The organism is Paenimyroides ceti (assembly GCF_030409925.1).
On sequence record NZ_JAUFQU010000001.1, the window covers coordinates 826,031 to 851,761 of the forward strand.

Consider the following 25,731-nt stretch of genomic DNA (forward strand, 5'->3'; position numbering starts at 1 on the left):
TAAATAATTTGGATATGATATTACAGGATACCATCGTGGCTTTGGCAACTCCATCAGGAGCCGGAGCGGTTGCCATAATCAGACTTTCAGGCAATGAAGCAATTCCCATTGCCAATGACGTGTTTCGTTCGGTTCGCAGCAAAGATCTGAACCGCCTGAAGACGCATACCATTCATCTGGGGCACATCGTAGATGGCGATAAGGTACTCGATCAGGTATTGGTTTCTCTATTCAAAAATCCGAATTCCTATACAGGGGAGGATGTAGTAGAAATTTCCTGTCACGGTTCAACGTTTATTCAGCAACAGATTATCCAGCTGCTGTTGCGTAAAGGAGCCCGTATGGCGACTGCCGGAGAGTTTACACTGCGTTCTTTTTTAAACGGCAAAATGGATCTGTCACAGGCAGAAGCTGTAGCCGATCTGATCAATTCAGATAACGAAGCTTCTCATCAGATTGCCATGCAACAGATGCGCGGCGGATTCAGCAATGAGATTGCCAAACTGCGCGAGGAACTTTTGAATTTTGCTTCACTGATTGAGCTGGAACTCGACTTTTCGGAAGAAGATGTGGAGTTTGCAGACCGTACACAATTCAAAGAGTTGTTGAACCGTATTGAATTTGTTTTGAAACGCCTTATCGATTCGTTTGCCGTAGGAAATGTTATTAAAAACGGAATTCCGGTTGCTATTGTAGGGGAACCCAATGTAGGAAAATCGACTTTATTAAATGCATTGCTCAATGAAGAACGGGCCATTGTATCAGATATTGCCGGAACTACGAGAGATACAATTGAAGATGAACTGGTCATCAATGGCGTGGGATTTCGTTTTATTGATACAGCAGGGATCCGCGAAACAAAAGATGTAGTGGAAAGCATCGGTATTCAGAAAACGTTTGAAAAGATGGAACAGGCTCAGGTGGTGCTGTATCTGTTTGAAGGAACCAAGTTTCAGGAACTCGGATATGAATATCTCAGTGAGATTGAAAAAATAAAAAATAGGTTTCCGTTAAAACCTTTGGTCATTGTCATCAATAAAATGGATTTACTGTCGGAAACTGCTTTAGAGGAAATCAAACAGCGTTTGTCTTCTGCTGATTTACAGTTGTCAACACTTTTTATTGCTGCTAAAAATAAAGCCGGAGTAGAGGAGCTGAAAGAACGCCTGTATTCTTTTGTCAATACGGGAGCTCTGCGCAATAATGAGACGATTGTCACCAATACCCGACATTATGATTCTTTGCTTAAAGCACTTGAAGAAATTCAAAAAGTAAATTACGGTTTACAATCCAACTTACCGGCCGATCTTATGGCGATTGATATCCGTCAGGCGTTGTATTATTTTGGTGAAATTACAGGACAGGTAACCAATGATGAATTGCTCGGAAATATTTTTGCGAATTTTTGTATCGGAAAGTAAATCTTTTTTTATTAAAATTATGTAGTACAAACGTACAGCATTATGAAAATTACTTTAAAAGAAAGAAAATTGCCAAGTGGCAAAATTAGTCTGTTGATTGAGTACTATAAAGGTTCTGAAATTTCACCTGAAGGAAAGCGTAGACATATCCGTGAATTTGAGAATTTACAGCTTTATCTTGATCCAAATGCTAAGACAGCTAATGAAAAGAAGAAGAATAAGGAGAACCTTGATTTAGCTAAAAAGATTTTAGCTATCAGAAAAGCTGAATTCTATCAAGGTAGGTTTGATTTAAAAAATAACATTAAATCTAAAAGACGGTTTCTAGATTTCTTTCAGGAAAAAGCAGAGGAGAAAATTAATTCTCCTAAAAAATTATGCAAACTGGACAGCAACATTAGTACATTTAAAAAGGTGTATCTCACCTACCTTAACGTTTGAAGAAGTGGATGAAGTTTTTGTAAAACGTGTCCGTAAATATTTTGTTATAGAAGCGAAGACAAAAAGTGAAACCTTGCTTTCAGAAAATTCTAAATACTCTTATTTCAATAAATTTAAAGCTGCTTTAAGAGCTGCTTTTGACGAAGGTTTGTGGCTGGTGGTTATGAAAAACCTTATTATATAAAGAAATACGGACTTTCTGAAAAAGGAGCTTTTATCCGAATAGGAAGTTCAGCTGAACCAATGCCAACCCGACAAATAGAACAACTTTTTAGCAAGCGCATCCGCAACTCTATCGTAAACATGAAATCGCCCAAACAAACTTTACAGTTTCAGCAATTACATATCTATTATCAATCCATAGGAAAGGCTTTAAATGAGCAATTTGCCCGAAATTTGGAGTTGTTTACAGAAGAAGGAAATTACAATTATGTCGCATATTTAATGAACGATATCAATAACATTTCTGTAAAAGTAGCTCGTTATCAAGGTTTAAATCGGGTAGAATTAGCGGAAAGTAATGAGTATGGATACGAATCATTAGTTAAAGCTACGCATCAGGTTTTAGACAAATTGAATTTAGAAAACCGAACGTTAACTAAAATCACTCCGAAGGAACGTAAAGAACAACGGTTGTGGAACGCCATTGCCTTGCGTGAAGCGGTAATCAATGCTTTTGTACATAACGATTATACAAAAGAAGTTGCTCCAAAATTTGAAATTTTCGACGATCGATTGGAGATTACTTCTTATGGCAGTTTACCCGAAGGGCTTTCAAAAGAAGAGTTTTTTGAAGGATATTCCATCATCAGAAATAAAGAATTAATGCGTATTTTCAAGGATTTAGATTTGGTAGAGCAATTAGGATCAGGAATCCCAAGAATTTTACAGGCTTATGCACAAGATAGTTTTCATTTTTCCGAAAACTTTTTAAGAGTTACGTTGCCTACAACAGAATCTGTAACTTATACCCAGCAAGATACCCAGCAAGATACCCAGCAAGATACCCAGCAAGTTAAAGAGCTTTTAAAAGTTTTTACGGGAGTACATAGTCGCAGTGAATTACAAGAAATGTTAGGTTTATCTGATAGAGAAAATTTTAGACAAAATTATTTACAACCAGCCATAGAAGCGGGTTTAGTAGCTTTAATCATTCCTGATAAACCTACAAGCCGAAATCAAAAATATTATTTAACAGAGAAAGGAAAACAACATCAAAAAGCTTAGATACTACTCTAAGCTTTTTTCTTTTTTTAGCTTTATTTTACTTTTTTGTTCAAAACGACAAAATTCGTCTTTTAAAAGTCCTTTATTTGAAGTGCAATAATTTATTGTAAATAAAGATTATATCAGGAATATTTACGGGTTTCCACATTATAATTTTCTTTATTTTCGTTTTCTTTACATTTTAACAATTATTATATTTACGCAAAACATAATTAAACAAAATGTCAGATAACAATAAAAAGATACTAGAGCAAAAGCTTTGGGATAGCCAATAAACTTAAAGAAATATCCTTTCCCTTTTTATAAAACGAGTAGATTATGGATTCATTAAAAGAAATTACAGCAGAAATCATCAAATTTAGCGATGATCGCGATTGGAGTCAATTTCATAATTCTAAAGATTTAGCAGTCGCTTTATCTATTGAGTCTTCGGAATTACTTGAGTTATTTCTTTGGAAAGGAAATGATGATTTTAATCGAGATAGATTAAAGGAAGAATTAGCAGATGTGTTTATGTATGCTTTGTTACTAGCTGAAAAAAATCAGTTAGACATTAAAGAAATTATTTTTGATAAGATTAAGAAAAATAATGAAAAGTATCCTGTAGAGAAGGCTAAAGGTACAGCAAAAAAATACAATGAATTATAATAACCATCTGCATCATTAGTTATGAAATTTAGCATTCAACAATATCCTTTAGATAACCAGATTGAAAATAGATTAATTTCTAATAACCGTGAGTTCTTAAATTGGCCCCTAGTTTATTTCTTGGAAGAGCAAGGAGCAAAAGAAGCCTATGTAGGCGAAACTACTGATGTTATTCAACGATTAAAAACTCATATTAAAACGGAGAAGAAACAAAATCTTGATAGTGTAAACCTTATAACGAGTGAGTTATTTAATAAGTCCGCAACATTAGATATTGAATCCAACTTAATACGATATATAGCAGCAGACGGTCATTATTCACTTCAAAATGGTAATCTTGGAATCTCAAATCACACGTATTATAACCAAAAGGAAGTCTATTGGCAACTCTTTAATGATATTTGGAGTGAATTGCGAACTCTAGGAATCGCCCGTCATTCCTTAGAGCATATCGATAATTCCGATTTATTTAAATACTCTCCCTATAAATCTTTATCCAAAGAACAGATTTCTAGTTTAAAAACGATATTGCAATGTTTACTAGATGACAATGCTAAAGTAAGTTTAATTCAAGGCGGAGCTGGAACAGGAAAATCTATTTTAGCTATTTTTCTCTTTAAATTATTGAAAACAAAATTCGATGAATTTAATTTTTCAGATTTTGATGAAGAAGATGAAAGCCTATTCACATTAGTTAAACAAATAAGGGAAAAATATGGAGATTTAAATATGGCCTTGGTAATTCCAATGGCTTCTTTTCGTAAAACAATCACTAATGTGTTCAAAAATGTAAAAGGACTCTCAGGTAAAATGGTTATTGGACCTTCTGAAATAGTGAAACAACGATATGATCTGTTAATTGTGGACGAAGGTCATCGTTTAAGACGAAGAATTAACCTAGGATCTTATTTTGGAACTTTTGATAAAAATAACGAAGCTCTTAATTTAGATAAAATGACGGCTACTGAATTAGACTGGGTACAATTACAAAGTAAAAAATCTATTATTTTTTATGACCAGTTTCAGTCTATAAAACCTTCCGACATCCTTAAAGAAGAGTTTAACCAATTAAAAAATAAAACCACCACTCGAAATGAGAAATTAACAACACAGTTTCGGGTAAAAGGAGGTAACAATTATGTGGGATTAATACATAAATTATTTAATGAAACCGATCATAATATAACAAATAAAGATATTGGTTTTTATGATTTTAAGTTGTTTGATAATTTAGATCAAATGCTAAAAGAAATTCATAAAAAGGAAACAACTCTGGGATTATCAAGAATGGTAGCTGGTTTTGCTTGGGAATGGATTTCTAAAAATAATCCCGAAGCATTTGATATTGAAATTGGTGAGACAAAGCTAAAATGGAATAGCACTGCAGTAGATTGGGTAAATTCACCTAATGCAATTAACGAAGTAGGTTGTATTCACACAACTCAAGGTTATGATTTAAATTATACAGGAGTAATTATAGGGCCTGAATTAGATTATGATTTTTCAGCACAAGAATTTATCGTCCACAAGCATCTTTATAAAGATAAAAATGGGAAAAATTCGATAAAGGATGATAAAGTTTTGTTAGATTATATAATCAATATCTACAAGACTATATTTTTGAGAGGAATAGAAGGTACTTATGTTTATGTATGCAATCCAAACCTTAGAAAATATCTCAGCCAATATATTCTATTATGTGGAGAGAATGAGAGGTACTCTACACTTGAGTTCTTGAATTCTCAAGGTGAAAATACAATTCCTTATTATGATATATCTGTAGCAGCTGGAAATTTTTCTGATTTCCAACTTGTAGAGGATATTATATACATTAATATACCCGATTTGTCTAATCCTGATGATTATTTTGCCTGTAAAGTAGTTGGTGAATCGATGAATAAGGTTATTCCAAATGGCAGTATATGCTTATTCCGTAAATATTTCGGAGGAAGTCGAAATGGGGTAATTACGCTTGTTGAAGGAAGTGAGATTTGGGACAATGAAATTGGCGCTAACTATACAATCAAAGAATACAGGAGTAAAAAAACGACTGATGAAGATGGGGGGAAGCATGAAGAAATAATTCTTAAACCATTGTCTACTTTAGATTATGCCCCCATAGTACTTAGGGATGAAGAGACTATGAATTTTAAAGTTATAGGTGTTTTTGAAAAAGTGTTAGGTTAAGCCTAAAGAGCCTTAATTGAAAATTTTATAAAAACTAATTAGAGAACATTATTAATTATGAAAACGAACTATTATGGCGGAATTGATATATAATGTAAAAAATATTTTTTCAGATAATATAGATGGCTGCTTATTAGATTATGACGCACAATACTTTCATATAGCTTCGTATCAAAGAGGATACAAATGGGGATCCGATGAAAATGGAGCTGTAATTATTTTATTGAATGATTTACACGATGCATATACTAAATCAGTAACAGCCAAGAAGCAACTTGATTATTATTTGCAATACATTACTTTAAAAAAAGTAAATGATACCAATTATTTAGAAGTGATTGATGGTCAACAAAGATTAACAACGCTTTCTATTATGCTTTCGGTATTGTCATTTCTTACTAAAAAAGATAATATAGCTAAGAATAGATTAGACTATGCAGTGAGATCTAATTTCTTTGAAAAGTACATTTACAATCCAGAAAAATTAGAATTATTATTATTGAAAAGTGAATGGAATCGTGAAAATGGTTTAGTAATAGAGGATAGTACTTTTAATAATCAAGATACTTTTTATTTGTTTGGTGCATTAAAACGTTGTTTTGCTTATTTTAAGGATTTTGAGGAAACTAAACTTCAGCAGTTTTATAATTTCTTTTGTAATCAAGTACAAATAATTGTAAATGTTGTAGAACATGTAAGCAGTGAAAAAGTGTTTGCAAACTTAAATAGTAACAAAATTCCTTTAACTGAAGCTGAATTAATTAAAGCGCTATTTATTACAAAATATGCTCGTATAGCTGAAAACGATCGAACAAAATCATTTAGAGAAATTCAAGAACAACGACTAATATTAGGTAGACGTTGGGACGAAATTGAAAACTGGGTAAATGATAAAGAAATTAGAATGTTTTATTTCAGTTCATTCAATGATCCTATGTTTGGTTTTCTATCTTTAGCAGCAAAGAATATTAAAAATATTTCTTTTAAAGAGAATATGAGTCATCACGAATTGTTTAATTTCTTTAACCAACAGGATATTCAAAAGATACAAGAAGAAATATACAACACATTTTGGATTCTAAAAGATTGGTTTAAAGATACAACTGTTTACAATCGATTAGGTTATCTATTTTTCCATAAAGGTTCAAAAATTGACATTCTTGATTTTGTAGAATCATTTAAGTACGATTCAAAAGAAAATTTTAATAATGAATTATTGAAAAAAGTAATTGAGTATATACCAGTAGGAACAGATTATAATTACGAAAGTAATCCAACAGAAATACATCAAATTCTTTTAGCAATCAACGCACTACAAACGGATACAAAATTTAATTTTTATAGTTACGTAAAAGAAAAATGGACTTTAGAACATATTTTCCCACAAAAACCTGAAGGCAAAAAAAATGTGCTTACGGAATCAGATAAAGCCAATATAAATGAAATGGTTAATGAAGAAGATAAGGCAAAAGTAAAACAGGTATTAAATAAAAAAGAACGCAAGCCAGAGGAAAAAGAGTTATACACAGATGCCTTAAAACGCTCGGGATATATCCATCATTTAGGTAATATGTGCTTGCTTTCAAATGTAGATAATATTTTGAATGGTTGTGGGTTTTATGATGAAAAGAGAACTAAGATATTAAAGCGCATTAAAAACGGAGGTTTTATTCCTTCACATACAATCGAAGTATTTACTAAATCTATTTTTGATGAAAATCCAGGAGATTTTACGCGTTGGAATAAAACGAATATCGATGAACATAAAAGAATCATTGAAAATAGAATTTTAGAATTAGCAACCCTATTAAAAAAAGAAGAATCTAAAAATGAAAGCAGGTAAATACAGTATTAAAGAACTTTTCTCTAATAAAAATATTGAGTCAATTATTGTACCTGAAATTCAACGTGATTATGTATGGGGTAAGGATCAAGTAGAGGGATTGTTATTTTCGATATATGAAGATTTTAAAAATTTTGAAGAATCTAATAATCAAATTTCAGTTAATTTAATTGATGACAAGTCTTTTGAAAAAACAATATTAGAGTATTATAAATCTATAAAATTTAATACAAGTATCGGGTTTATATATGCTTACAGTGATTACGAATATCCGGATAAATATTTCTTAATAGATGGTCAACAACGACTTACAACTATTTATTTGTTATTATGTGCTTTAGCATCACTTGATGAAAACTTTAAAACTCAATTCGATAAATTGTATTTTAAAAATAGTCAATCATTTATTGAATATAGAGTTAGAGAAGCAAGTTTACAATTTTTAAATCATTCCATTTCACATAGTATAAATAATGAAGTAGGAGATTTAAGCGAACAATATTGGTTTTATAATTTTTATGAAAATGATAAAACCATTCAATCAATAGTTCATAATTTAAAAACCATAGTTCAATTTTTAAATGATAAAATTGCTGATATAGGTTTATTTAAAGAATATGTATTGAATCATGTTCAGTTTTGGTATTTCGATACCAATATAAGTGAACAAGGCGAAGAGCTTTACATTTATATGAATGCTAGAGGTGAAAAAATGCAATCTAATGAGAATTTAAAAGCCGAATTATTAGCTTCCATACCTAATTTAAAACAGAAAGATGATTGGGGAACGAAATGGGAAAAATGGCAAGACTTTTTTTGGTTAATTAGAGGTGAACACGAAAACGCAGATAATGTTTTTAATGAATTTATATATTGTATAGCGGGTTTAGAAAATCATAAACGTGATTTAAAAATTATAAAAGAAGTTAAGGATAAATATTTTGAATCGCCTAATCATTTAGATCTTTTGAGATGTTTCGAATCAGAAGGGCTGATAACTATTGAAAACTATGTTAAAGCTTTAGAGCTTTTAAAATCCAAAGAAATAGAATCTTATTGTACTGAAAAAGGTATATATTATCAATGGCTATTAAATTATAGGAGATTGATTATAAGTTTTTTAAATTCAGATCACACTAATTGGTTTACAAATACAAAAGATCAAAATAGAAACACTGAAAGAAATAGAATGGTTGGTGTTTGGTCAGCATTAAATATTCTAACACAATACGTTGGTAAAAAGATCGATGATAATTTAATTATTACGCTAAGAATTTTCTATAATAGATACCATAATTTTGTTAGAAGTGTAGAAAAAAACATTATAGAATCTGATGTTTTTTCAAGAGAAGGTTTTGGGAAAATTTTACAAACTAAATTAGATGTTGATGATGAGTCGATAAATGAAGAATTATTGAAATATAATTATTTAGTTTCGGAATCAAAATCGAAAGATTTTTATGAAAAAATCTCTACAATTTGGGAATTAGAGGATCATCCTACTAATTTGAATGGAAGAGATGTTCGCAATATAAATAGTTCTCATTTAATTGATTATAAATCATCATTAGATTTGAATAAATTAAAAATAATACAATATAAATTCTTTGAATTGATACCAATCAGTGATGAAGGAGGTGAGGTTTGGGATAATTATCCATTGTTGTTAAATTGTTTAATTACCTATGGATCATTCTGGAATGCTAAAGTTACAAATGATTACGATAATTTAGATTTTGATAATGAAAGACGAATTGTTCGAGATATTGACTCTGAAGAGGATAAATGCTTCAATAAGTTTTTTAAAGATTTTATAAACTCAGATAGTTTGGATGATTTATTTGAGAAAGTTATAGTAGAAATACCATATGATAAGGAAACTGAGGATTGGGTAGAGGCCATTCAATGGTATAACTATCATCTTAAAGAGAAAATGTGGTTAGAGTCTAATTATTATATAGCATCTGGCGGAGGTGATTTTTGGAAAGATGATAAATACTTCCCTAACTTTTATCAATTTGTAAATACAAAAGGGAATTATAACGGAGGATCTCCTAATGTATTATCAAAAAAAGTAAAATTCAAAACCAACTAAACCATGTTTTATGGATATTTAGAAGATTAATTGATGGAACAAGCTAAATCTAGATGATGTAATGGGAGCTTTCGAAGATTTTGTAGAAAAAGAATGTAAAAAAGTTATTCAGAAGATAAGTAAAGAAGAAGCGTTAGGTCAAGATAGATTAGAACATATAATTGGTGAATTTATTTACGGATAAACAACCGTTACGTGAAGATATTGCGGGCTTAATGATTCAAAAACCAAGTTTAAAAGAACGCAGTACCAAAATTGAACGTGTTACCCATAAAATCTACGATTTTGTGAATACGTTTATAAGTGGATTTGTGAGGTAATTAATGATTAAATTAAATATGTATAAAGCTATAAAATTGAATAATAGATTAAGAAATGTTGATTTTATATTTGAAAATATTCAAACTTTATTAAATAAGTATGACAAGCCTTATATGGATGATAAACATAATTTATTATTAAGTTTTGAAAAATATTTAGCAGATGTTTTAGTAATCGACGGTAAATTAATAGAAGATACTTGGTTTCCAAAAATAGATGCTGATATTTTTATATCTCATTCACACAAGGATAAAGACTATGCTATTTCTCTTGCTAATTATTTATTAAAAGAATTTAATATAAGAAGCTTTATTGATTCTGATGCATGGAGTTTTTCAGATGATTTAGTGGAATTACTATTAAATAAAACACAAAACGTTACTGAAAAAACACGAGGTATTTATTATTCCAATGTATATTTAATGTTGATGAATTCATTAAGAGAAATGATTAATAATACAGATTTATTTCTATTTCTTGATTCTGAAAATTCAATTAAGAAAGGAAGCGATGAGTGGAAAACACTTTCTCCATGGATTTATTCAGAAATTCAAACGGTTAAAACAATTCAACGGAGAACTCCTTTTTATTTGAATAAAGCAATTGATAAACGATATTCAAATCTGAATGAAAGTTTTACATTTAAACATACTATATCTGACTTTGATAATTTTATTTCTATAGATACAGAAGCCTTTAATTTAATCTTGAAACATATAAAACAAAATAAATTGAGAGGCAATGAATGCTTATCACAAATATTTACTTTGATTAATTAGTACATTTTGTTTATAAAATATTTTAAATTGATATTCAAATAAAAAACCAACTTTAGTATGAAATACAAATACCAACTTATTTTAATTGGTGAAAATGAAGAATTCTTTAAAGCTCTAGAAATTGAATTAAAGAAAGGATTCGATGATTTAAAAATTATATCTGATGCTTTAAAAATTATTAGAGAGCAGGATGTTGATAATGAATATTCTGGTGGTCAAGCTGCGTTTGTAATTTATGCTGGACATAAAAATAATATTACAGGTCGTCAATTAGAAATTTTAGAAAAACAAAAACTAGATGCCAATATAATTCTACCCGTATATAATAAAAGTTTTACAGAAGAAATTCCTGATTTCTTATCAAATCAAAATGGGGTTACTTACAATGATAATCTTATAAAAATAAAAAATATTGTTCTTGAAGGTTTTGAATTATTACGAAAAAATAGAAAGTTATTCATTTCCTATAAACGTTCAGAATCTAGTAATATAGCTATACAATTATATGAGTTTTTAGAAAGGAATAATTTTGATGTTTTTATAGATACGCATTCGATTAATAAAGGTGAAGAATTTCAAGAAGAATTATGGCATCGTATGACTGATTGTGATTTGATTTTAATGCTAAATACTAAAGAATTTCTGAAAAGTGATTGGTGTAAACAAGAATTAGATAAAGCTCATCTAAAAAGAATTGGAATTGTTCATCTACTATGGCCTGATTGTGATTTTGAAGATTTCTCTCATTTAGGTTATTCAAAAAAATTAAATGATAAAGATTTTGATAAACCTCTATTTTCAGATCTTACTAAAGGTAGATTGAAAGAAAGTGCTTTATCTGAAATACTTAATCTTGTTGAAAGTTCAAGAGCAAGAAATTTAGCATCAAGACAAGATTGGTTGATTACAGATTTTACACAAGCTGCTAACGATAATAATATAGAGGTTAATCTTCAATATAGCAGATATATCACTCAAAAATTAGATAATGGAAAATTGAAAGTATTTATTCCCACAGTAGGAATTCCTCAATCTATAAATTGTCACAATTCACAAAAGCTTATCAAGCAAATAGAAGATAAAGAGATCGAATCAATTACTTTGATTTTTGATGAATTATCAATTCGTAATTATTGGTTAGAACATTTAGATTGGTTAAATGAATATTTAGAAATAAAAACATTAAAGAAATCACAGTTTAATACAGTATTCTCAAAATAATATAAGTTATGAAAAATATATTTTTATCAGCAAGTATTCCTTTGCCGGAAAGACACCCAAAATATTATGATACGGCAGATATTATTGCAATTAGAGATGCTGTTATTGCTTTAGCTAGTATTGTTATTGATAAACATAGAATTATTTGGGGAGGTCATCCTTCGATAACTCCATTAATAAATTTTGTTATTGAAAGAACTATACAATATAGATTAGATAAATCTATTAATGAAATACCTTCAGAAGAACAAAAAAAACACCTATTCCAAAACATAAAAAACGAAATTCAGAAGCATGTAACAATTTACCAATCAGAGTTTTTTAGAGAAAAATTTCCCGAAGACAATGAGAAATTTGAGAATATAATTTTTACGGATAATAAAGGAGATATTCATAGTAGTATTCAAGAAATGAGGCAAAAAATGTTGTCTGAAAATGAATTTGCTGCTGCTGTCTTTATTGGTGGAATGGATGGTATTGAAGTTGAATACAAAATGTTTAAAGAATTACATCCTCAAGCGTTATTATTACCGATAGCAAGTACAGGTGCTGCAACTAAAATTGTATATGATAATTTACCTGAAGATGATGAAGTAAAACACGAAAGATATCTTAAAGATTATGGATATATGTCTTTGTTTCAGAAATATTTAATAGATAAAATATAAATTATGGCAAGAAAAGTTTTTGTCTCGTATAAGTATAAAGATGATTTGGTTGCAGATTTAAGAAAAACTAAGATTGTCATTGTAAATGGTGAACTAGAATTAGTTTCAAGAAAAACTATAGCACGTGATTATGTAGATAAACTTCAATTAAAAATTGGAAAAGACAATATAAATCTTGGAGAAAAAGATGGAGAAAGTTTAGTAGATTTTTCTGATGGTCATATTGAAACATCTCTTAAAAGAAAGATTAGACAATGCTCAATAACGATAGTATTAATCTCAAAAGGGATGAAAACATCGGATCCAGAGAATGAACAGTGGGTTCCTTGGGAAGTATCTTATTCATTACGCACTATTCCAACTGGTGGAAATACCAAACAAATGAATGCAATATTAGGTATTGTTTTACCAGACGAAACGGGTTCCTATGATTGGTATTTTGATTATAAAGCCGACTGTAATTGTACAACGAATTACACAGGGAAACTTTTCAAAATATTAAAAGATAATACTTTTAATATTATTGATAAAAAATTTAGAAAGTGTGGTGGTAGACAGATCTACATTAATGATGAACCTTCTTTTTTTAAAACCGTAAAATGGAATGATTTTATGAACGGAAATAATTACAATAATTATTTAGAGAAAGCAATTGAAATAAAGAACAATAAAGATGCATACGATGTGCATATAAACTTAGACTAATTATGAGTTTTATTACAGAATCAAAATTAAAATCATACAGAAAATCTGTTCATCTATCATATAAGACTTTAAATGAATCTCTACGTGAGTTTAAAGCAGAATCAAAATTTTTAAAAACAAAAATTTTTCTTTCACACAAACACGATGAGTTAGAGCAGTTAGAAGGTGCAATTTTTTTTCTAAAAAAACACGGTGTTGATGTTTATGTTGATTGGTTGGATGATGGAATGCCGAAAACCACATCTGGAATTACAGCCTCAAGAATTAAAGAAAAAATTAAAGAAAATGATAAATTCATATTATTAGCAACAGAAAACGCTATTAATTCAAAATGGTGTAATTGGGAACTTGGACTAGGTGATGCAGCTAAGTATATAAATAATATTGCGATCCTTCCTATTAAAAAGGATTACTCAGATTTTAGTGGAAATGAATATTTACAAATCTATCCATATATAGTAAATTTTGAAGCAATGACTTATTTTAAATCTAGCTATAGACATGCAGGTGCTTATGTTGTATTCCCCGATAACAGAGTTGTTTCATTAAAAGATTGGCTAAAATCAAAATAATATGGATGACAAAGTATTAAAGCATTTAGAGTTTATACAGAATACAATTAACCGTATGAGTACAAATTCATTTATCATAAAAGGTTGGGCAATTACATTGATTGGGGTAATTATAAGTTTTACAGAAATTGAGGGGAAATATTTATTTTATAATTCCACTTATAACTTCCCTATCGAGATGGTAATACTATTGTTAGTAATAGTATTATTTTGGTCATTTAACGCTTATTTTTTACAGCAAGAAAGAAGGTATATTTCAATTTATACGAAAACTATTGAGCAATTCAATAGCAACAATAGCTTAATTTTAGATATGAACTTTGAGAATTACTTTCCTTCAAATTCAAATAAACGAATATATTGGATAAGTTCATTTTTATGCTTTTTAGGATTTATATTTTCTGTTACATTTATAGATGAAATGATTTTCAAAATTATTTTTTCAGTTGCACTAGTATTTCTATCTATTTTCTTTGTTACTTATGTTATGCCTAAAAATCAATTATGTAAATATTGGACTTGTTTTATAGGTCGTACAATAGTTTCAATTTATGGTACAATGATTATTTTGTTATTATTAGTTAATCATTCGATGTTTAATAGCTACTCAAAAAAAATAGTCTCTACAACAATATGCAAATATGAAATTAATTCTTCAAAAAATTAGTTATGTACATAGGTTTTGAATTAAAGAATTTAGATTTTGAAGCTTTTGAAGCTTTTTATGAAATTGGAAGAAGAAGTTTTAATAAGTATAAAAGAACAGTAACAAAGACGCTTGAAAGCTTCATAAATGCAAATGGAAGTCTTAATGGCGATAAAATGCAATCAGCTTGGTTTCCAAAAATTAAGGCTGATGTTTTTTATCCCATTCTCATGCAGATAAAGATTTAGTAATAGCATTTGCCGGATGGTTAAAACATACATTTGATTTAAATGTTTTTATTGATTCCTGTATTTTGGGGAATTCTAAAAATCTACAAAAAATTATAGACGAAAAATATAGTAAAAACCTTGATGAGAAGTACATTTATGATAAAGTTTTATATGCTTCAAGTCATGTTCATATGATGCTTAATGCAGCATTGATGCAAATGATAGATGCTTGTGAGTGTATCATTTTTGTTAATACTCCATACTCTGTCAAACCAAGAGACGTTGTGAATAAAGTAGTGTCTCCTTGGATTTATTCAAAAATAGGAATGACTAAATTGACAAGAAAAAAGGAATTAAAGGAATATAGAGTGCAACCAATTTTTGAAAGTGATCGAACTTTTTCAGATAAGTTGAATATAGAATACAATTTAGATACTGATCACCTAACTAAATTATCAATTAATGATTTGAATAATTGGAAAAATAATTTTACAAAATTTAAATCCTTACTTACTTATATGAATAACGCTCTCACTGACAAAAGAGCACTAGATTATTTATATGAGTTGAAAGAATTTAGTCAAGTAAAATAAATTTATTTGATAGTATTAAAATCTTTAACATAAAACAATATGGGTAAAAAACATAACATTTTTATTAGTCATTATTATAAAGATGATGATAAAGTACAAGACCTAAAAAAAAGGTTAATTGATTCAGGATACGATGTACGTAATTATTCGGTAGATAGTACAAAGCATAAAGATGGACGTACTCCTTCAAAAGCGGTTATTGAGCGATATTTAAAAGCTAGGATAGCAGCTTCTAGTACATTTGTTTGTGTTATTGGTGATAAGACACATACACGTCCTTGGGTGGATTTTGAAATAAAAGAAGCTATTAAACAAGGAAAAAAAATTATAGGAATTTATAACCACGGTGATAAAGATAAGGTAGAAATTCCAAAGGCTTTAAAGGAAAATAATGTGAATATAATAGGTTGGAATTCTGTTGATAGAATAGGAGATTTAATTGAAGAGAGTAACGATAACAACCATAATTCAAACAGCCCAAATTACGCAATACAAAGAGTAAAATGTTAAGTGTATATACCTATGTAATTGACCATGATCTAGGTCTCGCACCTAATCCTTTTTGGGGTTACTGTACCTTAGCTGTCTGTAAACCAAAAATTCGCAAAAGTAAATTATTAAAAATTGGAGATTGGATTGTTGGTACTGGATCTGTGGCACTGGAGAAAAGGTTGAAAAGACCTTCTGGACATTACATTAATAAGATTATATGTGCCATGGAGGTAAGTGAAATTCTAACTTTGGAAGAGTATTGGAATGACCCAAGATTTTTTGTTAAAAGACCAAATGTAAATGGTTCATTAGCTCGCAAATATGGTGATAATATTTATTATCCTATTAATAACAATTGGGGACAATTAGATTCAGCACATTCAAACTCTGATGGTTCAATGAATATTAATCATCATAAAAAAGATTTAAGCGGCAAAAATGTTATAATTAGTGATAACTTCTATTATTTTGGTGACAATTTAATAGAGGTACCAACAAAATTTTTTGAATTATTCAAGTATGGTGTTGGTGAAAAGAAAAACCAGACTCCACTAGCTATAGAACTTATTGACTGGATTAAAAAAACACAAACAAAAGGAATTACAGGAGACCCAATTGATTGGATGAACCATATACAAACTAAGCTTTTTTAGAAATTAAAACAATTGGACATAAAAATTATATAATGAGTTGGAAAATAAAAAGAGAAAAAATATTTAATTTAAGTATTATTTGCATAATACTCGGTGCTTTATTTATAGGAGGAGCAATAGGGTGTATTTTTGAACATTTTTGGGTAGGTTTGTTTATTGGTTTGGGGATTGGTTTTTTTCTTTCGGCGTTAATTTTACTCAAAACTCATAAGGAATTATTAGTTTATAATAAGGAAACTATTTGAATTTAACAAATTTTAAAACACACTTTATAAATTATGGCATTTTTAGGAAAAGAAGATCTAAAAGATATTCTGTGTAAAGAGAATATTATATTAGATGACAATGACACATGTTGTTATGAAAAAGATAATTTAAAACAAGCTTCTTATGAACTAAAGCTTGGTAAAGAGGTTTATCTCACCGATAATAAAAAACAAGTTAAAACAATTTTGACAGATAAAAAAGATGTAATAACTATCAATCCAGGACAATTTGCTTTATTGTTAACAGAAGAAACAGTCAATATGCCAGGTAATTTACTAGGATTTATTTCGATTAAGGCTTCTGAAAAATTAAAGGGGCTTATAAATGTATCGGGTTTTCATGTAGATCCAGGTTTTAAAGGGAAGTTATTGTTTTCTGTTTATAACGCTAGTCCTTCAAAAATTCAATTAACAAAAGGTAGTCCTTACTTTTTAATTTGGTTTAGCGAAATTAGAACCCCTTTAGAAAAGGAAGACTTATATAGTTCCAAAAATCATCAAGGACAAAATACAATAGAATCAAAATATATAACTCCATTAATTAATGGAGAAATGGCTTCACCGCACGTACTTTTGAAAAAAATTAATAGCCAAAAAGACTTCATAAATAGATTATTATGGATTGCAGGAATAATAACTACTATTTCCATCGGAATTACTATTAAAATATGGAGCGACTCTGATACTTTTAAAAAAGGATATGAAATGGGATTGAAAGAAAAATCTATCAAAGAAGAAATTAAGGCTAAAAGTAATTTATATCTAAATGATTCATTATCTTTGTCAAAGATTGATAGTCTGATAAATAGGAAAATTAAAAATGAAAAGCTCAATAATAAATAGTCTTCATTTTGATAACGAAAACTTACCTCAAAACTTTAAAGTAAGATTTGAGGAGTATGATTATTTAGCTTATCCACAAGTTCGTGTCACTATTGATGGGAATCCTGTTGGAGATACTATTGATGATAACTCTTATAACAACGATGGTTACAGATACCACGATATTTTTCACCTTACTTTTGCGGCTTTACTTGGTTGGTCTCCTTGTACAAGATCAATGCTAAAAAGGAAAAGAAAAAGTGACATTGAAATAGACCGAATTGAAGATGGAGCTAGAGCTACAATTACTGAAGAGTGTATTTCGCTAATGATTTTTAGTAGAGCAAAACACAAAAACTTTTTTCAAAATATAAATGATATAGACTCTGATTTACTTTTAACTATAAAAGAAATGACATCGCCTTTTGAAGTTGCTACAAAAACCACAGAAGATTGGCGTAGTGCTATATTTGAGGCTTATAAAATGTTTTCTTTACTTATGAAAAATAAAGGTGGAAACGTTTTGTTTGATACAACTAATAAAATAGTTAAATTTGAAGAAATAAATTAATTTACTTTTAAATTTATATATAAGCTGGATTATTTCCAGCTTAATTTTTTTATGGAAATAATTAAAAAGTTAAGCAAACCTAAAAAGAGTATTGTATTTGATACATATTGGAAATTTGCGGCTAAAAGACAGGATATCTTTTTTAATAAAATTAATCATATAACCCCATTAACTTCTGATCCAATACTCGAACGTCATCGTTTCACTAATGTATATAGAGCTTCCGATAGAGTAAGCCAATATTTAATACGTAATGTTATTTATAGAGACGGAGTTTCTTTCACTAAAAATGATTTATTGTTTCGTATACTTTTATTCAAAATTTTTAATAAGATTTCAACTTGGAAATATTTAGAATCAGAGATTAAAACTATCACAGTTGAAAATTTTGATTCTAAACTATACAGCACATTACTTTCAGAAGCTAAAAAAGCGAGAGAAGTAATCTATTCAGGAGCTTACATCATGACATCAGGAAAAAGCATATTTGGATACGATTTTAAACATGAAAACCACATTGAATTATTAAAGCAGTATGTACAAAGTGGTAAATTATTAAGACGTATTGAAAATGCTAAAAGCATGGAGGAGGTTTATAAAATTCTTCTAAATGTACCTACGTTTGGTAGTTTTTTAGCATATCAATACACAATTGATATTAATTATAGTACACTAACAAATTTTAGTGAAATGGATTTTGTTAAAGCAGGTCCCGGAGCTAAAGATGGAATAAAAAAATGCTTTATTGACCGTGGCGATTTTTCAGATGAAGACGTTATAAAATTTATGTGTGATATTCAAGAAAGTCAATTTGAAGCATTAGACCTAGATTTTAAGGATTTATGGGGTAGAAAACTTCAGTTAATAGACTGTCAAAATTTATTTTGTGAGGTAGATAAATATTCAAGAGCTATACATCCTGAGATTTCTGGAATTTCGAATAGAACAAGAATCAAACAAATCTATAAACCTGAAAAGAATAAAATTGATTATCTTTTTCCACCTAAATGGAAGTTAAATGTACCTCTATAAAGTTAAAATATAAGCATTTAGAAAACTTTAATTAACTTGATAAAATATTAAGAATATTGGATGCATTGTATGTTTTTTTAAGAATCTGAACTAGTACAAGAAATTAGTCCTCTGCGTTTGGCTAAATGAGAGAAGAATAATCACAACCGAAAATATTTCGAAAGATTTGCTTCTGCATTACAACTTAACGAAAAGCAAATGAACTCTGCTTTTAACCGTATTTCAGAATGGATACCAAAAGCAGAAAAACTAATTCAAGAATCGTTTCTTACAAAAGAATTACAAGCTGATTATATAAAAAGTATAAACAGACAACTAAACAAATTGCTGTAATAAAATATTAGTTTTTTTGTATATTTGTACTACAATAGTAGTAGTTGTTTTGATTAAAGCTACTTAAATGCTACCATAATGTTATTTATATCTTTATCAAAAATACAAAAAAAAATCGTTGAAAGTATCCGTGCTCGACGATTACAAATGGAACTGACTCAAGAAGGTTTGTCGGAAAGAGCTGGTGTCCCATTATCAACATTGAGAAAATTTGAACAAAAGGGAGTAATTTCTTTGGATTCATTTTTAAAAATACTTTCAGTTGTTGGTGGATTAGAAGAGATAGTTGATGCTTTAAAACCCAAAGAGCAATATTTTAAATCTATTGATGAAGTGCTAAAATCAGAGGAAAAAACAACTAGAAAGCGAGGAAACAGAAAATGAAAACAGCTGTTAAAGAAATAAAAGTAGGTTTAAATTTCGGTTCTGGAATTCAATCTGTGGGGCGTTTAGCAATTCGTAATAGCATTATCTATTTTGAATATGATGAAGCTTTTTTGCAAAGTAATTTAGAAATTTCTCCCATAAAATTATCTTTAAAACGTGGAGTGATCGAGCTTCCTAAAAATCCTTTTGAAGGTCTAGCGGGAGTTTTCAACGATAGTTTACCCGATGGTTGGGGAAGGTTACTTTTTGATCGTTTACTGAGTTCGGAAGGTGTTTCTCCGGCAGATATATCTCCGCTTGATCGTTTAGCGTATGTTGGATTAAATGGTTTGGGTGCTTTAGTTTATGAACCCGATCAAAGCCTAAATATAAACGATGAAATAATTGATTTGGATGTTTTGGCTACACACACCGAAGAAGTTTTAGAAGGTGAATCAGAAGAAGTCATTACAGAACTTTTAGCTTTGAATGGATCTTCTGCCGGAGCTCGACCAAAAGCATTGATTGGTGTTGATTCTGAAAGAAAAAACATAATACACGGCACAGATCAGTTAAGCAATGGTTTTGAACATTGGATGGTAAAATTCCCGAATTCGCAAGATGGAATGGATGCCGGTGCAATAGAATATGTTTACGCATTAATGGCTTTGGATGCTGGAATTGAAATGCCAACGATTCATTTGTTTCCATCACAAAAAGGGAATGGCTATTTTGCTGTAAAACGTTTTGATAGGAATGGAAACAAACGTTTACACATGCATACAGTTAGCGGTTTGATTCATAACAATTTTAGATTTCCGTCTCTTGATTATGAAGACTTACTATCATTAACTGGTGTATTAACAAAAGATATTAGAGAAGTAGAAAAAATGTTTCGTTTAGCCGTCTTTAATGTGATGGCACACAATCGAGACGATCACTCAAAAAATTTCACATTTCTGATGAATGAATTTGGCGAATGGAAATTATCACCTGCATATGACCTCACTTTTTCTAGCGGCCCAGGAGGAGAACAAAGTACAATGGTTATGGGAGAAGGGCGAAATATAAGTATCAAACATCTTACTAAATTAGGATTAGAAGCGAAGTTGTCAAAAGAATTCGTAGAAAATGTTATTGAACAAACTCGTTCTGCACTTGCTAAATGGATGCTTTTATCAAAAGATTTTGGAATCAGTAAGCCTAACAGAGAACTAATTCAGAAGGTAATTTCAAAATCATAAGCAATGATACAATTATCAAAAAAATATTAAATAAAGTATTTTATTTATTTCTGTACCACTATTGTACAACACATTACTTATAACCCCTTGTAAACAAAGAGAGGTAAGATATTGTATCGGTAAATAATATAGTTCATATATAGAATAGGAAACGTTATAGTAAATGCTACAACGTTTTTTTTTAGATAGGTTTTGTTAGCCAATGCCTGTGGTACAAATTTCGAATATGACTAAAAGGTGTTTAAATTGTTTTTTTTAACATATTTTTTGTTATTTTTATAAAAACATGTGTTTTTTTAATAAAATATATTATCCAATTCAGAGAAAATAAGAAGCTTATACAGCGCTAAAGATATAAAAAGCATTATTTCCGAAAACAATAAACAATATAGTCTATGCAAAACAAACTACCCACAATCCATTTCAAAGCATCGCTTCGAGTAGCAAAGTATGTCGGGATATTAACATCTCATTTTCAAATCTTTCTGTTAACCAATCTTTTTGTTCTATTCTCAATATCTGCCACAGCACAACAATATGAGTGGAGCTGGGCAGTAAGCGCAGGTGGAGTACAAGGTGCCGATCTCATTTATGATGTAAAAGTAGGAAGTGACAATAACTATTATTTTATAGGTAGCCTGTATGGTAATATCGGGGTACAGCTCAACGGAAATCCTGTTGATGTTTATAACAGCTCGTTAGGCGGTGACGATATTTTCCTTTTTTCTACCACCTGCGACGGACAAATAAGATGGAGCCAGGCAATTGGAGGGAGCAGTTCCGGGGATTTTGCCTATAACCTTGAATTAGACAGTAATGATAATGTATATGTAGGAGTCCAGATAAACGCTCTCAGTACTACTGTTTCTTTTAGTCCGGACGCTAACCATTCGATAGCTCCGCTTCCTAATCCACAAGCCTATAATCGTATTTATTTGGTGAAATATAATAGTAACGGGCAATATCAGGGAAAGAAAGCCTTGCAGGGTACTATCAGTTCAGTAGTAGATAGCGAAGCAAAGATTTCTGATATCGTAATAAAAAATGATACCCTACATTTTATTGTTGGTTTAGTAAAGGGAACGCATTTAGACGGGAATGTTACTGTGCCTGACCAATATGCCTATGATTCGGCAACTATGACTTATAGCAGACAATATCATTTAGTAAAGTATGATACCGATTTAGATTATATAAGCAGTATGGTATTACCTATTTCAGCAGATAGTTTTTTTCCTCCTGGCAAGCCAACCCCATTTGCTTATGATGATATTTTAAATCATTATTATATCGCTAATTCCAGAGAAGACGGATCAAATTTAGCTCCGTTTACTTATGATAATAAAACAGTTGTAAACCGCTCGTATATAATTGCATTCAGCGGTACAGATGGTAGTATGGAATGGCTTAGAGAAATTTATTCACAACCTACAAATGGACAGCCTATATCAACCAATCGTATAACTTCTTTAAAGATTGATACGAATTCAGATATTTATATCGGAGGTAATGTAAGAAAAAATCAAAATGAAACCAATCTAAAAATATACGATCCTACTGATGCTTCTGTCCAGCCTTATTTATTTACACCCGGTGCCGATTATGGGACGTTGCCTATGATTGCCAAGCTTAACAGTAGTGGTACCGTACAATGGGTACAGTCAACATCGGCACACGATTCAACTGTTTCAGCAACTGCAAATCGCATAGGAAAAGGTATTGCCCTTAATGGAAATGAAGTTGCTTTTGGTGTTCAAGGCGGAGCTGATTCATGGGACGCAATAAATATAGTACGTCCATTAGGAGCAAATTTTCAACCAGATCCTGTAGTAGTACGTTTTAATAAGCAAACCGGATCTGTAATAAATGTACATGATATACTGGGACAAGCAGTAAGTACTAAGCAGATGAGTGCTGTAGCTGTAGATAACGATGGTAACTACATAACCGGTGGTATTTTTAATGCTAATTTGTTTATGAACAACACATTGGGTATTATACCTTTGGTAAGTGCCGGAAATGAAGATTTTTTTGTAGCCAAGCTGGCAGCCAGCCTTTGCGGTACATCTGCAGATATTGATAAGTTTAATAAGCTTAACGTAAATGTGTATCCTAACCCAACCAACGATATTCTCAATATAAAAACACAGGAAACCTTGTATAATTATGAGGTGTATAATCTACTTGGACAACAAATACAAAAAGGCGTATTCAATAATCCTCCACAGATAGACTTGCGTGGAGCATCTTCAGGTATCTATCTTATAAAACTGGCGACAGCACAGGGTACAACTTCTACAGTAAAAGTTTTTAAGAAATAAAGATTTAGGATAAAACAGTAAAACTGTAAGTGCTTTAGTGGTAAACATAAACTCTTCAACTTTAGGAAGAGTATAAAATCAATAATTCGTTTCTCTGCTTTATATTCAGCAGCGTGTAAATTGTCTTCAAATGATACTTTACTGTATTGCTGGAAATAAAAAGTTCAGCAGCAATTTCTTTATTGCTTTTACCTTTTTGTACGAGTTCAATAATGGCTAATTGACGTTCGGTAAGGTTAAAAGAGGAAAGGTTCGTTTTACGTTCTCCGGCGGTTTTTGCGAGCTTTACATGATATCTTATTTCTTCATGTATGCGCTGGTTTTCTTCTTCCATAAGCAGTTGCTTTTCTTTGGAATTCATATACAGCTTGATTAGTAAAAAAACGACAAGCATGAGTACAACAGAGAATAAAATAAGCCAAAAGAGAAAATTTTGTTTATGATTCAGTTCATATTCATATTGCTGTTCTTTTAACTGTTGTTCCAGCAATTCTATTCTGCTGCTTTTGATATTTGAATTGTAGAGCGAGAATACGGAGTCACATTTTTTCTGATGATAAAAAGCATTTTTATAATCATTGTTACTGCTGAAAACATTTTTCATGATTTCATGCACATAGAATTCATACTTTAGATTATTTGCTTTTTGAGCTGCTTCAATACCTGAATGATACGCTTGATCTCTTTTAATGGGATCGTTTATAAGATTGTATAGCTCAATTTGTTTTCCATAAACAATAGGCGATTCTGTTGGAAAGTGAAGCATTGCAATTTTCAATGCTTCATTTAATATTTTTTCTGAAGCCTCATATTTTTGATCTTTGAGCAAGAAGTAGCCTTTTTGAGTATATAGAAACAAAAGGTATTTTGGATTTAGCGAATGATAAGCTGTTTTTTCCAGTTCTTTCAACAGTTTCTCAGCCTTGTCAAACTCCTGTTTATCAAAATAAATAAATGATCTTTCTGCTTTGATTTCCTGTTGTACCGTAAAAATATTACTTCCTTTGATGCCTTCTTCTAATGCCAGATCCAGATGATGGAGAGCATGCTCATATTTGAATAATTTTCTGTAAATATTGGCTTTGATGAGATAGGCCTGATACTTATCAGAAGCAGAAACATTTTTATCTGATAGAAAGGTAGATAACAATTGTATTGAAAAATCATAATTCTCAGAATTGTTAGCAGCTGCAATCTGTTTTTTTAAAGAATCTATGGTGATGTTATTGGCATATATAAAACCGCTAATCAACAGGGCAAATAGGAGCAGTACGTTTTTCATCAGGTGTTGTTTCTTGCAAAAATAAAAATCCATTTGCACTTATAAACAATAAAATCTGTTTTTTTTAAACAATCATATTAGTAATGTGAGATGTTTTTTAAGATGTTTTTAATAAAATCGTAAATAGTTGATAATCATTTTTTTTCTTGTTGACTACCCTTTAGAGTAGTAATTAATAAAGGAACTACTACCCTATAACTACCTAACTGTGCTTTTATCTTTTCAACTATTATCAACAGTTTTGTAAATAGAAGTTCAATTTGTAAAACACACAGTCTATACTATGATAAAAAAAAGGTATTTAAGCGTTCTATTAGGAACACTATCCATGCATGCCCAGCAAACAATTGTTGCATCTGGTGCTGATATGGCATCACAGGACGGAGTAGTAAATTACAGTATTGGTCAGGTCTTATACACTGATATCAACGATACAGATAATACCGTTTGGGCAGGAGTGCAACAGCCCTTTGAGGTATCGGAAGTACTGTCAGTTAAAGAGGAAAATATAGATCATAAACTTGAAATCTATCCGAATCCCGTAGTTGATGTATTGTATGTGAATATGGGGGCAGAAAACAAAAAGCTCTCTTATACACTTTATGATGCTCTGGGTAGAACAGTTCGTAAAGGAATATTCTCAGAACAGTTGTCCACTTTAAATATGGATGATCTACCAGCCGCTATGTATTTTCTTTTACTGAAGAATAATTCAGTGAGTGTTAAAGTCTTCAAACTCATAAAAAAATAAA

Annotated in this window: 29 protein-coding genes and 1 pseudogene; 29 read left to right on the forward strand and 1 reads right to left on the reverse strand. The window is 30.2% G+C overall.

The window, feature by feature from the left end; translation table 11 throughout:
* Positions 1-14: 14 nt before the first annotated feature.
* The 28 genes and pseudogenes from mnmE to QW060_RS04060 all read left to right on the forward strand — a co-directional run bounded on the left by mnmE (position 15) and on the right by QW060_RS04060 (position 23,697).
* Positions 15-1,421: a tRNA uridine-5-carboxymethylaminomethyl(34) synthesis GTPase MnmE gene (mnmE, locus tag QW060_RS03925; RefSeq protein ID WP_290362354.1), complete on the forward strand. Its 1,407-nt coding sequence runs from the start codon at positions 15-17 to the stop codon at positions 1,419-1,421.
* Between the two features lie 42 nt (positions 1,422-1,463).
* Entirely contained in the window at positions 1,464-1,862 is a 399-nt protein-coding gene (locus tag QW060_RS03930) for a hypothetical protein (protein WP_290362355.1), read from the forward strand.
* The gene (locus QW060_RS03935; protein ID WP_290364684.1) at positions 1,840-2,046 is read left to right on the forward strand and encodes a phage integrase SAM-like domain-containing protein; all 207 of its coding nucleotides are present in this window, start codon (positions 1,840-1,842) and stop codon (positions 2,044-2,046) included. Before QW060_RS03930 ends, QW060_RS03935 begins: the two co-directional genes overlap by 23 nt.
* Entirely contained in the window at positions 2,013-3,089 is a 1,077-nt protein-coding gene (locus QW060_RS03940) for a Fic family protein (protein ID WP_290362356.1), read from the forward strand. Before QW060_RS03935 ends, QW060_RS03940 begins: the two co-directional genes overlap by 34 nt.
* Before the next feature lie 318 nt (positions 3,090-3,407).
* A complete protein-coding gene (locus QW060_RS03945; RefSeq protein WP_290362357.1) occupies positions 3,408-3,737 on the forward strand; it encodes a nucleotide pyrophosphohydrolase in 330 nt (109 codons plus the stop codon).
* Between the two features lie 21 nt (positions 3,738-3,758).
* Complete coding sequence (locus QW060_RS03950; RefSeq protein WP_290362358.1) at positions 3,759-5,924, forward strand: DNA/RNA helicase domain-containing protein; 2,166 nt, start codon at positions 3,759-3,761, stop codon at positions 5,922-5,924.
* Positions 5,925-5,997: 73 nt separating this feature from the next.
* Positions 5,998-7,767: a DUF262 domain-containing protein gene (locus QW060_RS03955; RefSeq protein ID WP_290362359.1), complete on the forward strand. Its 1,770-nt coding sequence runs from the start codon at positions 5,998-6,000 to the stop codon at positions 7,765-7,767.
* The gene (locus QW060_RS03960; RefSeq protein WP_290362360.1) at positions 7,754-9,862 is read left to right on the forward strand and encodes a DUF262 domain-containing protein; all 2,109 of its coding nucleotides are present in this window, start codon (positions 7,754-7,756) and stop codon (positions 9,860-9,862) included. Before QW060_RS03955 ends, QW060_RS03960 begins: the two co-directional genes overlap by 14 nt.
* A 164-nt stretch (positions 9,863-10,026) precedes the next feature.
* Entirely contained in the window at positions 10,027-10,182 is a 156-nt protein-coding gene (locus QW060_RS03965) for a hypothetical protein (RefSeq protein WP_290362361.1), read from the forward strand.
* A gap of 36 nt (positions 10,183-10,218) precedes the next feature.
* Positions 10,219-10,962 carry a TIR domain-containing protein gene (locus tag QW060_RS03970; protein ID WP_163431082.1) on the forward strand — a complete coding sequence of 248 codons (744 nt, stop codon included), beginning with the start codon at positions 10,219-10,221 and terminating at the stop codon, positions 10,960-10,962.
* A 57-nt stretch (positions 10,963-11,019) separates the two neighbouring features.
* The gene (locus tag QW060_RS03975) at positions 11,020-12,183 is read left to right on the forward strand and encodes a toll/interleukin-1 receptor domain-containing protein (protein ID WP_290362362.1); all 1,164 of its coding nucleotides are present in this window, start codon (positions 11,020-11,022) and stop codon (positions 12,181-12,183) included.
* A gap of 8 nt (positions 12,184-12,191) precedes the next feature.
* Positions 12,192-12,851 (forward strand): SLOG domain-containing protein, encoded by a 660-nt coding sequence (locus QW060_RS03980; protein WP_290362363.1) that lies wholly within the window; start codon positions 12,192-12,194, stop codon positions 12,849-12,851.
* A 3-nt stretch (positions 12,852-12,854) separates the two neighbouring features.
* Entirely contained in the window at positions 12,855-13,556 is a 702-nt protein-coding gene (locus QW060_RS03985) for a TIR domain-containing protein (protein ID WP_290362364.1), read from the forward strand.
* A 2-nt stretch (positions 13,557-13,558) separates the two neighbouring features.
* Entirely contained in the window at positions 13,559-14,128 is a 570-nt protein-coding gene (locus QW060_RS03990) for a toll/interleukin-1 receptor domain-containing protein (protein WP_290362365.1), read from the forward strand.
* Between the two features lies 1 nt (position 14,129).
* The gene (locus QW060_RS03995) at positions 14,130-14,795 is read left to right on the forward strand and encodes a hypothetical protein (RefSeq protein WP_290362366.1); all 666 of its coding nucleotides are present in this window, start codon (positions 14,130-14,132) and stop codon (positions 14,793-14,795) included.
* A 2-nt stretch (positions 14,796-14,797) separates the two neighbouring features.
* Positions 14,798-15,022 (forward strand): hypothetical protein, encoded by a 225-nt coding sequence (locus tag QW060_RS04000; RefSeq protein WP_290362367.1) that lies wholly within the window; start codon positions 14,798-14,800, stop codon positions 15,020-15,022.
* A gap of 65 nt (positions 15,023-15,087) precedes the next feature.
* Positions 15,088-15,597 (forward strand): hypothetical protein, encoded by a 510-nt coding sequence (locus QW060_RS04005; protein WP_290362368.1) that lies wholly within the window; start codon positions 15,088-15,090, stop codon positions 15,595-15,597.
* Between the two features lie 39 nt (positions 15,598-15,636).
* Positions 15,637-16,107: a TIR domain-containing protein gene (locus QW060_RS04010; protein WP_290362369.1), complete on the forward strand. Its 471-nt coding sequence runs from the start codon at positions 15,637-15,639 to the stop codon at positions 16,105-16,107.
* A complete protein-coding gene (locus QW060_RS04015; protein ID WP_290362370.1) occupies positions 16,101-16,742 on the forward strand; it encodes an Nmad2 family putative nucleotide modification protein in 642 nt (213 codons plus the stop codon). Before QW060_RS04010 ends, QW060_RS04015 begins: the two co-directional genes overlap by 7 nt.
* A gap of 32 nt (positions 16,743-16,774) precedes the next feature.
* Positions 16,775-16,987, forward strand: a complete 213-nt coding sequence (locus QW060_RS04020) for a hypothetical protein (RefSeq protein ID WP_290362371.1) — start codon at positions 16,775-16,777, stop codon at positions 16,985-16,987.
* Positions 16,988-17,020: 33 nt separating this feature from the next.
* A complete protein-coding gene (locus QW060_RS04025) occupies positions 17,021-17,851 on the forward strand; it encodes a dCTP deaminase domain-containing protein (RefSeq protein WP_290362372.1) in 831 nt (276 codons plus the stop codon).
* Positions 17,829-18,401, forward strand: coding sequence for a nucleotide pyrophosphohydrolase (locus QW060_RS04030; RefSeq protein WP_290362373.1), 573 nt, complete (start codon positions 17,829-17,831; stop codon positions 18,399-18,401). Before QW060_RS04025 ends, QW060_RS04030 begins: the two co-directional genes overlap by 23 nt.
* 51 nt (positions 18,402-18,452) lie before the next feature.
* Positions 18,453-19,433: a nucleotide kinase domain-containing protein gene (locus tag QW060_RS04035; protein WP_290362374.1), complete on the forward strand. Its 981-nt coding sequence runs from the start codon at positions 18,453-18,455 to the stop codon at positions 19,431-19,433.
* 198 nt (positions 19,434-19,631) lie between these two features.
* Positions 19,632-19,766 carry a hypothetical protein gene (locus tag QW060_RS04040; RefSeq protein ID WP_290362375.1) on the forward strand — a complete coding sequence of 45 codons (135 nt, stop codon included), beginning with the start codon at positions 19,632-19,634 and terminating at the stop codon, positions 19,764-19,766.
* 78 nt (positions 19,767-19,844) lie between these two features.
* Positions 19,845-20,150, forward strand: a complete 306-nt coding sequence (locus QW060_RS04045) for a helix-turn-helix domain-containing protein (protein WP_290362376.1) — start codon at positions 19,845-19,847, stop codon at positions 20,148-20,150.
* Positions 20,147-20,488 (forward strand): annotated as a pseudogene (locus tag QW060_RS04050) (HipA N-terminal domain-containing protein); the annotation flags it as partial. The gene QW060_RS04045 and the pseudogene QW060_RS04050, both read left to right, overlap by 4 nt.
* A gap of 63 nt (positions 20,489-20,551) precedes the next feature.
* On the forward strand, positions 20,552-21,376 hold the full coding sequence (locus QW060_RS04055; RefSeq protein WP_290364645.1) for a type II toxin-antitoxin system HipA family toxin: 825 nt from the start codon (positions 20,552-20,554) through the stop codon (positions 21,374-21,376).
* A 395-nt stretch (positions 21,377-21,771) separates the two neighbouring features.
* Positions 21,772-23,697 (forward strand): T9SS type A sorting domain-containing protein, encoded by a 1,926-nt coding sequence (locus QW060_RS04060; protein ID WP_290362377.1) that lies wholly within the window; start codon positions 21,772-21,774, stop codon positions 23,695-23,697.
* Between the two features lie 61 nt (positions 23,698-23,758).
* Here QW060_RS04060 and QW060_RS04065 read toward each other — a convergent pair whose 3' ends face one another.
* Positions 23,759-24,979, reverse strand: coding sequence for a LuxR C-terminal-related transcriptional regulator (locus QW060_RS04065; protein ID WP_290362378.1), 1,221 nt, complete (start codon positions 24,977-24,979; stop codon positions 23,759-23,761).
* A 283-nt stretch (positions 24,980-25,262) separates the two neighbouring features.
* On the opposite strand from QW060_RS04065, the gene QW060_RS04070 reads away from it, so the two are divergent.
* The gene (locus QW060_RS04070) at positions 25,263-25,730 is read left to right on the forward strand and encodes a T9SS type A sorting domain-containing protein (RefSeq protein ID WP_290362379.1); all 468 of its coding nucleotides are present in this window, start codon (positions 25,263-25,265) and stop codon (positions 25,728-25,730) included.
* Position 25,731 lies beyond the last annotated feature (1 nt).

What these genes read in the sequence shown, in the direction of transcription:
- mnmE (WP_290362354.1), top strand. Translation starts at nt 15, where the DNA reads ATGATATTACAGGATACCATCGTGGCTTTGGCAACTCCATCAGGAGCC.
- QW060_RS03930 (WP_290362355.1), top strand. Translation starts at nt 1,464, where the DNA reads ATGAAAATTACTTTAAAAGAAAGAAAATTGCCAAGTGGCAAAATTAGT.
- QW060_RS03945 (WP_290362357.1), top strand. Translation starts at nt 3,408, where the DNA reads ATGGATTCATTAAAAGAAATTACAGCAGAAATCATCAAATTTAGCGAT.
- QW060_RS03950 (WP_290362358.1), top strand. Translation starts at nt 3,759, where the DNA reads ATGAAATTTAGCATTCAACAATATCCTTTAGATAACCAGATTGAAAAT.
- QW060_RS03955 (WP_290362359.1), top strand. Translation starts at nt 5,998, where the DNA reads ATGGCGGAATTGATATATAATGTAAAAAATATTTTTTCAGATAATATA.
- QW060_RS03960 (WP_290362360.1), top strand. Translation starts at nt 7,754, where the DNA reads ATGAAAGCAGGTAAATACAGTATTAAAGAACTTTTCTCTAATAAAAAT.
- QW060_RS03975 (WP_290362362.1), top strand. Translation starts at nt 11,020, where the DNA reads ATGAAATACAAATACCAACTTATTTTAATTGGTGAAAATGAAGAATTC.
- QW060_RS03980 (WP_290362363.1), top strand. Translation starts at nt 12,192, where the DNA reads ATGAAAAATATATTTTTATCAGCAAGTATTCCTTTGCCGGAAAGACAC.
- QW060_RS03985 (WP_290362364.1), top strand. Translation starts at nt 12,855, where the DNA reads ATGGCAAGAAAAGTTTTTGTCTCGTATAAGTATAAAGATGATTTGGTT.
- QW060_RS03990 (WP_290362365.1), top strand. Translation starts at nt 13,559, where the DNA reads ATGAGTTTTATTACAGAATCAAAATTAAAATCATACAGAAAATCTGTT.
- QW060_RS03995 (WP_290362366.1), top strand. Translation starts at nt 14,130, where the DNA reads ATGGATGACAAAGTATTAAAGCATTTAGAGTTTATACAGAATACAATT.
- QW060_RS04000 (WP_290362367.1), top strand. Translation starts at nt 14,798, where the DNA reads ATGTACATAGGTTTTGAATTAAAGAATTTAGATTTTGAAGCTTTTGAA.
- QW060_RS04010 (WP_290362369.1), top strand. Translation starts at nt 15,637, where the DNA reads ATGGGTAAAAAACATAACATTTTTATTAGTCATTATTATAAAGATGAT.
- QW060_RS04015 (WP_290362370.1), top strand. Translation starts at nt 16,101, where the DNA reads ATGTTAAGTGTATATACCTATGTAATTGACCATGATCTAGGTCTCGCA.
- QW060_RS04020 (WP_290362371.1), top strand. Translation starts at nt 16,775, where the DNA reads ATGAGTTGGAAAATAAAAAGAGAAAAAATATTTAATTTAAGTATTATT.
- QW060_RS04025 (WP_290362372.1), top strand. Translation starts at nt 17,021, where the DNA reads ATGGCATTTTTAGGAAAAGAAGATCTAAAAGATATTCTGTGTAAAGAG.
- QW060_RS04030 (WP_290362373.1), top strand. Translation starts at nt 17,829, where the DNA reads ATGAAAAGCTCAATAATAAATAGTCTTCATTTTGATAACGAAAACTTA.
- QW060_RS04035 (WP_290362374.1), top strand. Translation starts at nt 18,453, where the DNA reads ATGGAAATAATTAAAAAGTTAAGCAAACCTAAAAAGAGTATTGTATTT.
- QW060_RS04040 (WP_290362375.1), top strand. Translation starts at nt 19,632, where the DNA reads ATGAACTCTGCTTTTAACCGTATTTCAGAATGGATACCAAAAGCAGAA.
- QW060_RS04045 (WP_290362376.1), top strand. Translation starts at nt 19,845, where the DNA reads ATGTTATTTATATCTTTATCAAAAATACAAAAAAAAATCGTTGAAAGT.
- QW060_RS04060 (WP_290362377.1), top strand. Translation starts at nt 21,772, where the DNA reads ATGCAAAACAAACTACCCACAATCCATTTCAAAGCATCGCTTCGAGTA.
- QW060_RS04065 (WP_290362378.1), bottom strand. Translation starts at nt 24,979, where the DNA reads ATGAAAAACGTACTGCTCCTATTTGCCCTGTTGATTAGCGGTTTTATA.
- QW060_RS04070 (WP_290362379.1), top strand. Translation starts at nt 25,263, where the DNA reads ATGATAAAAAAAAGGTATTTAAGCGTTCTATTAGGAACACTATCCATG.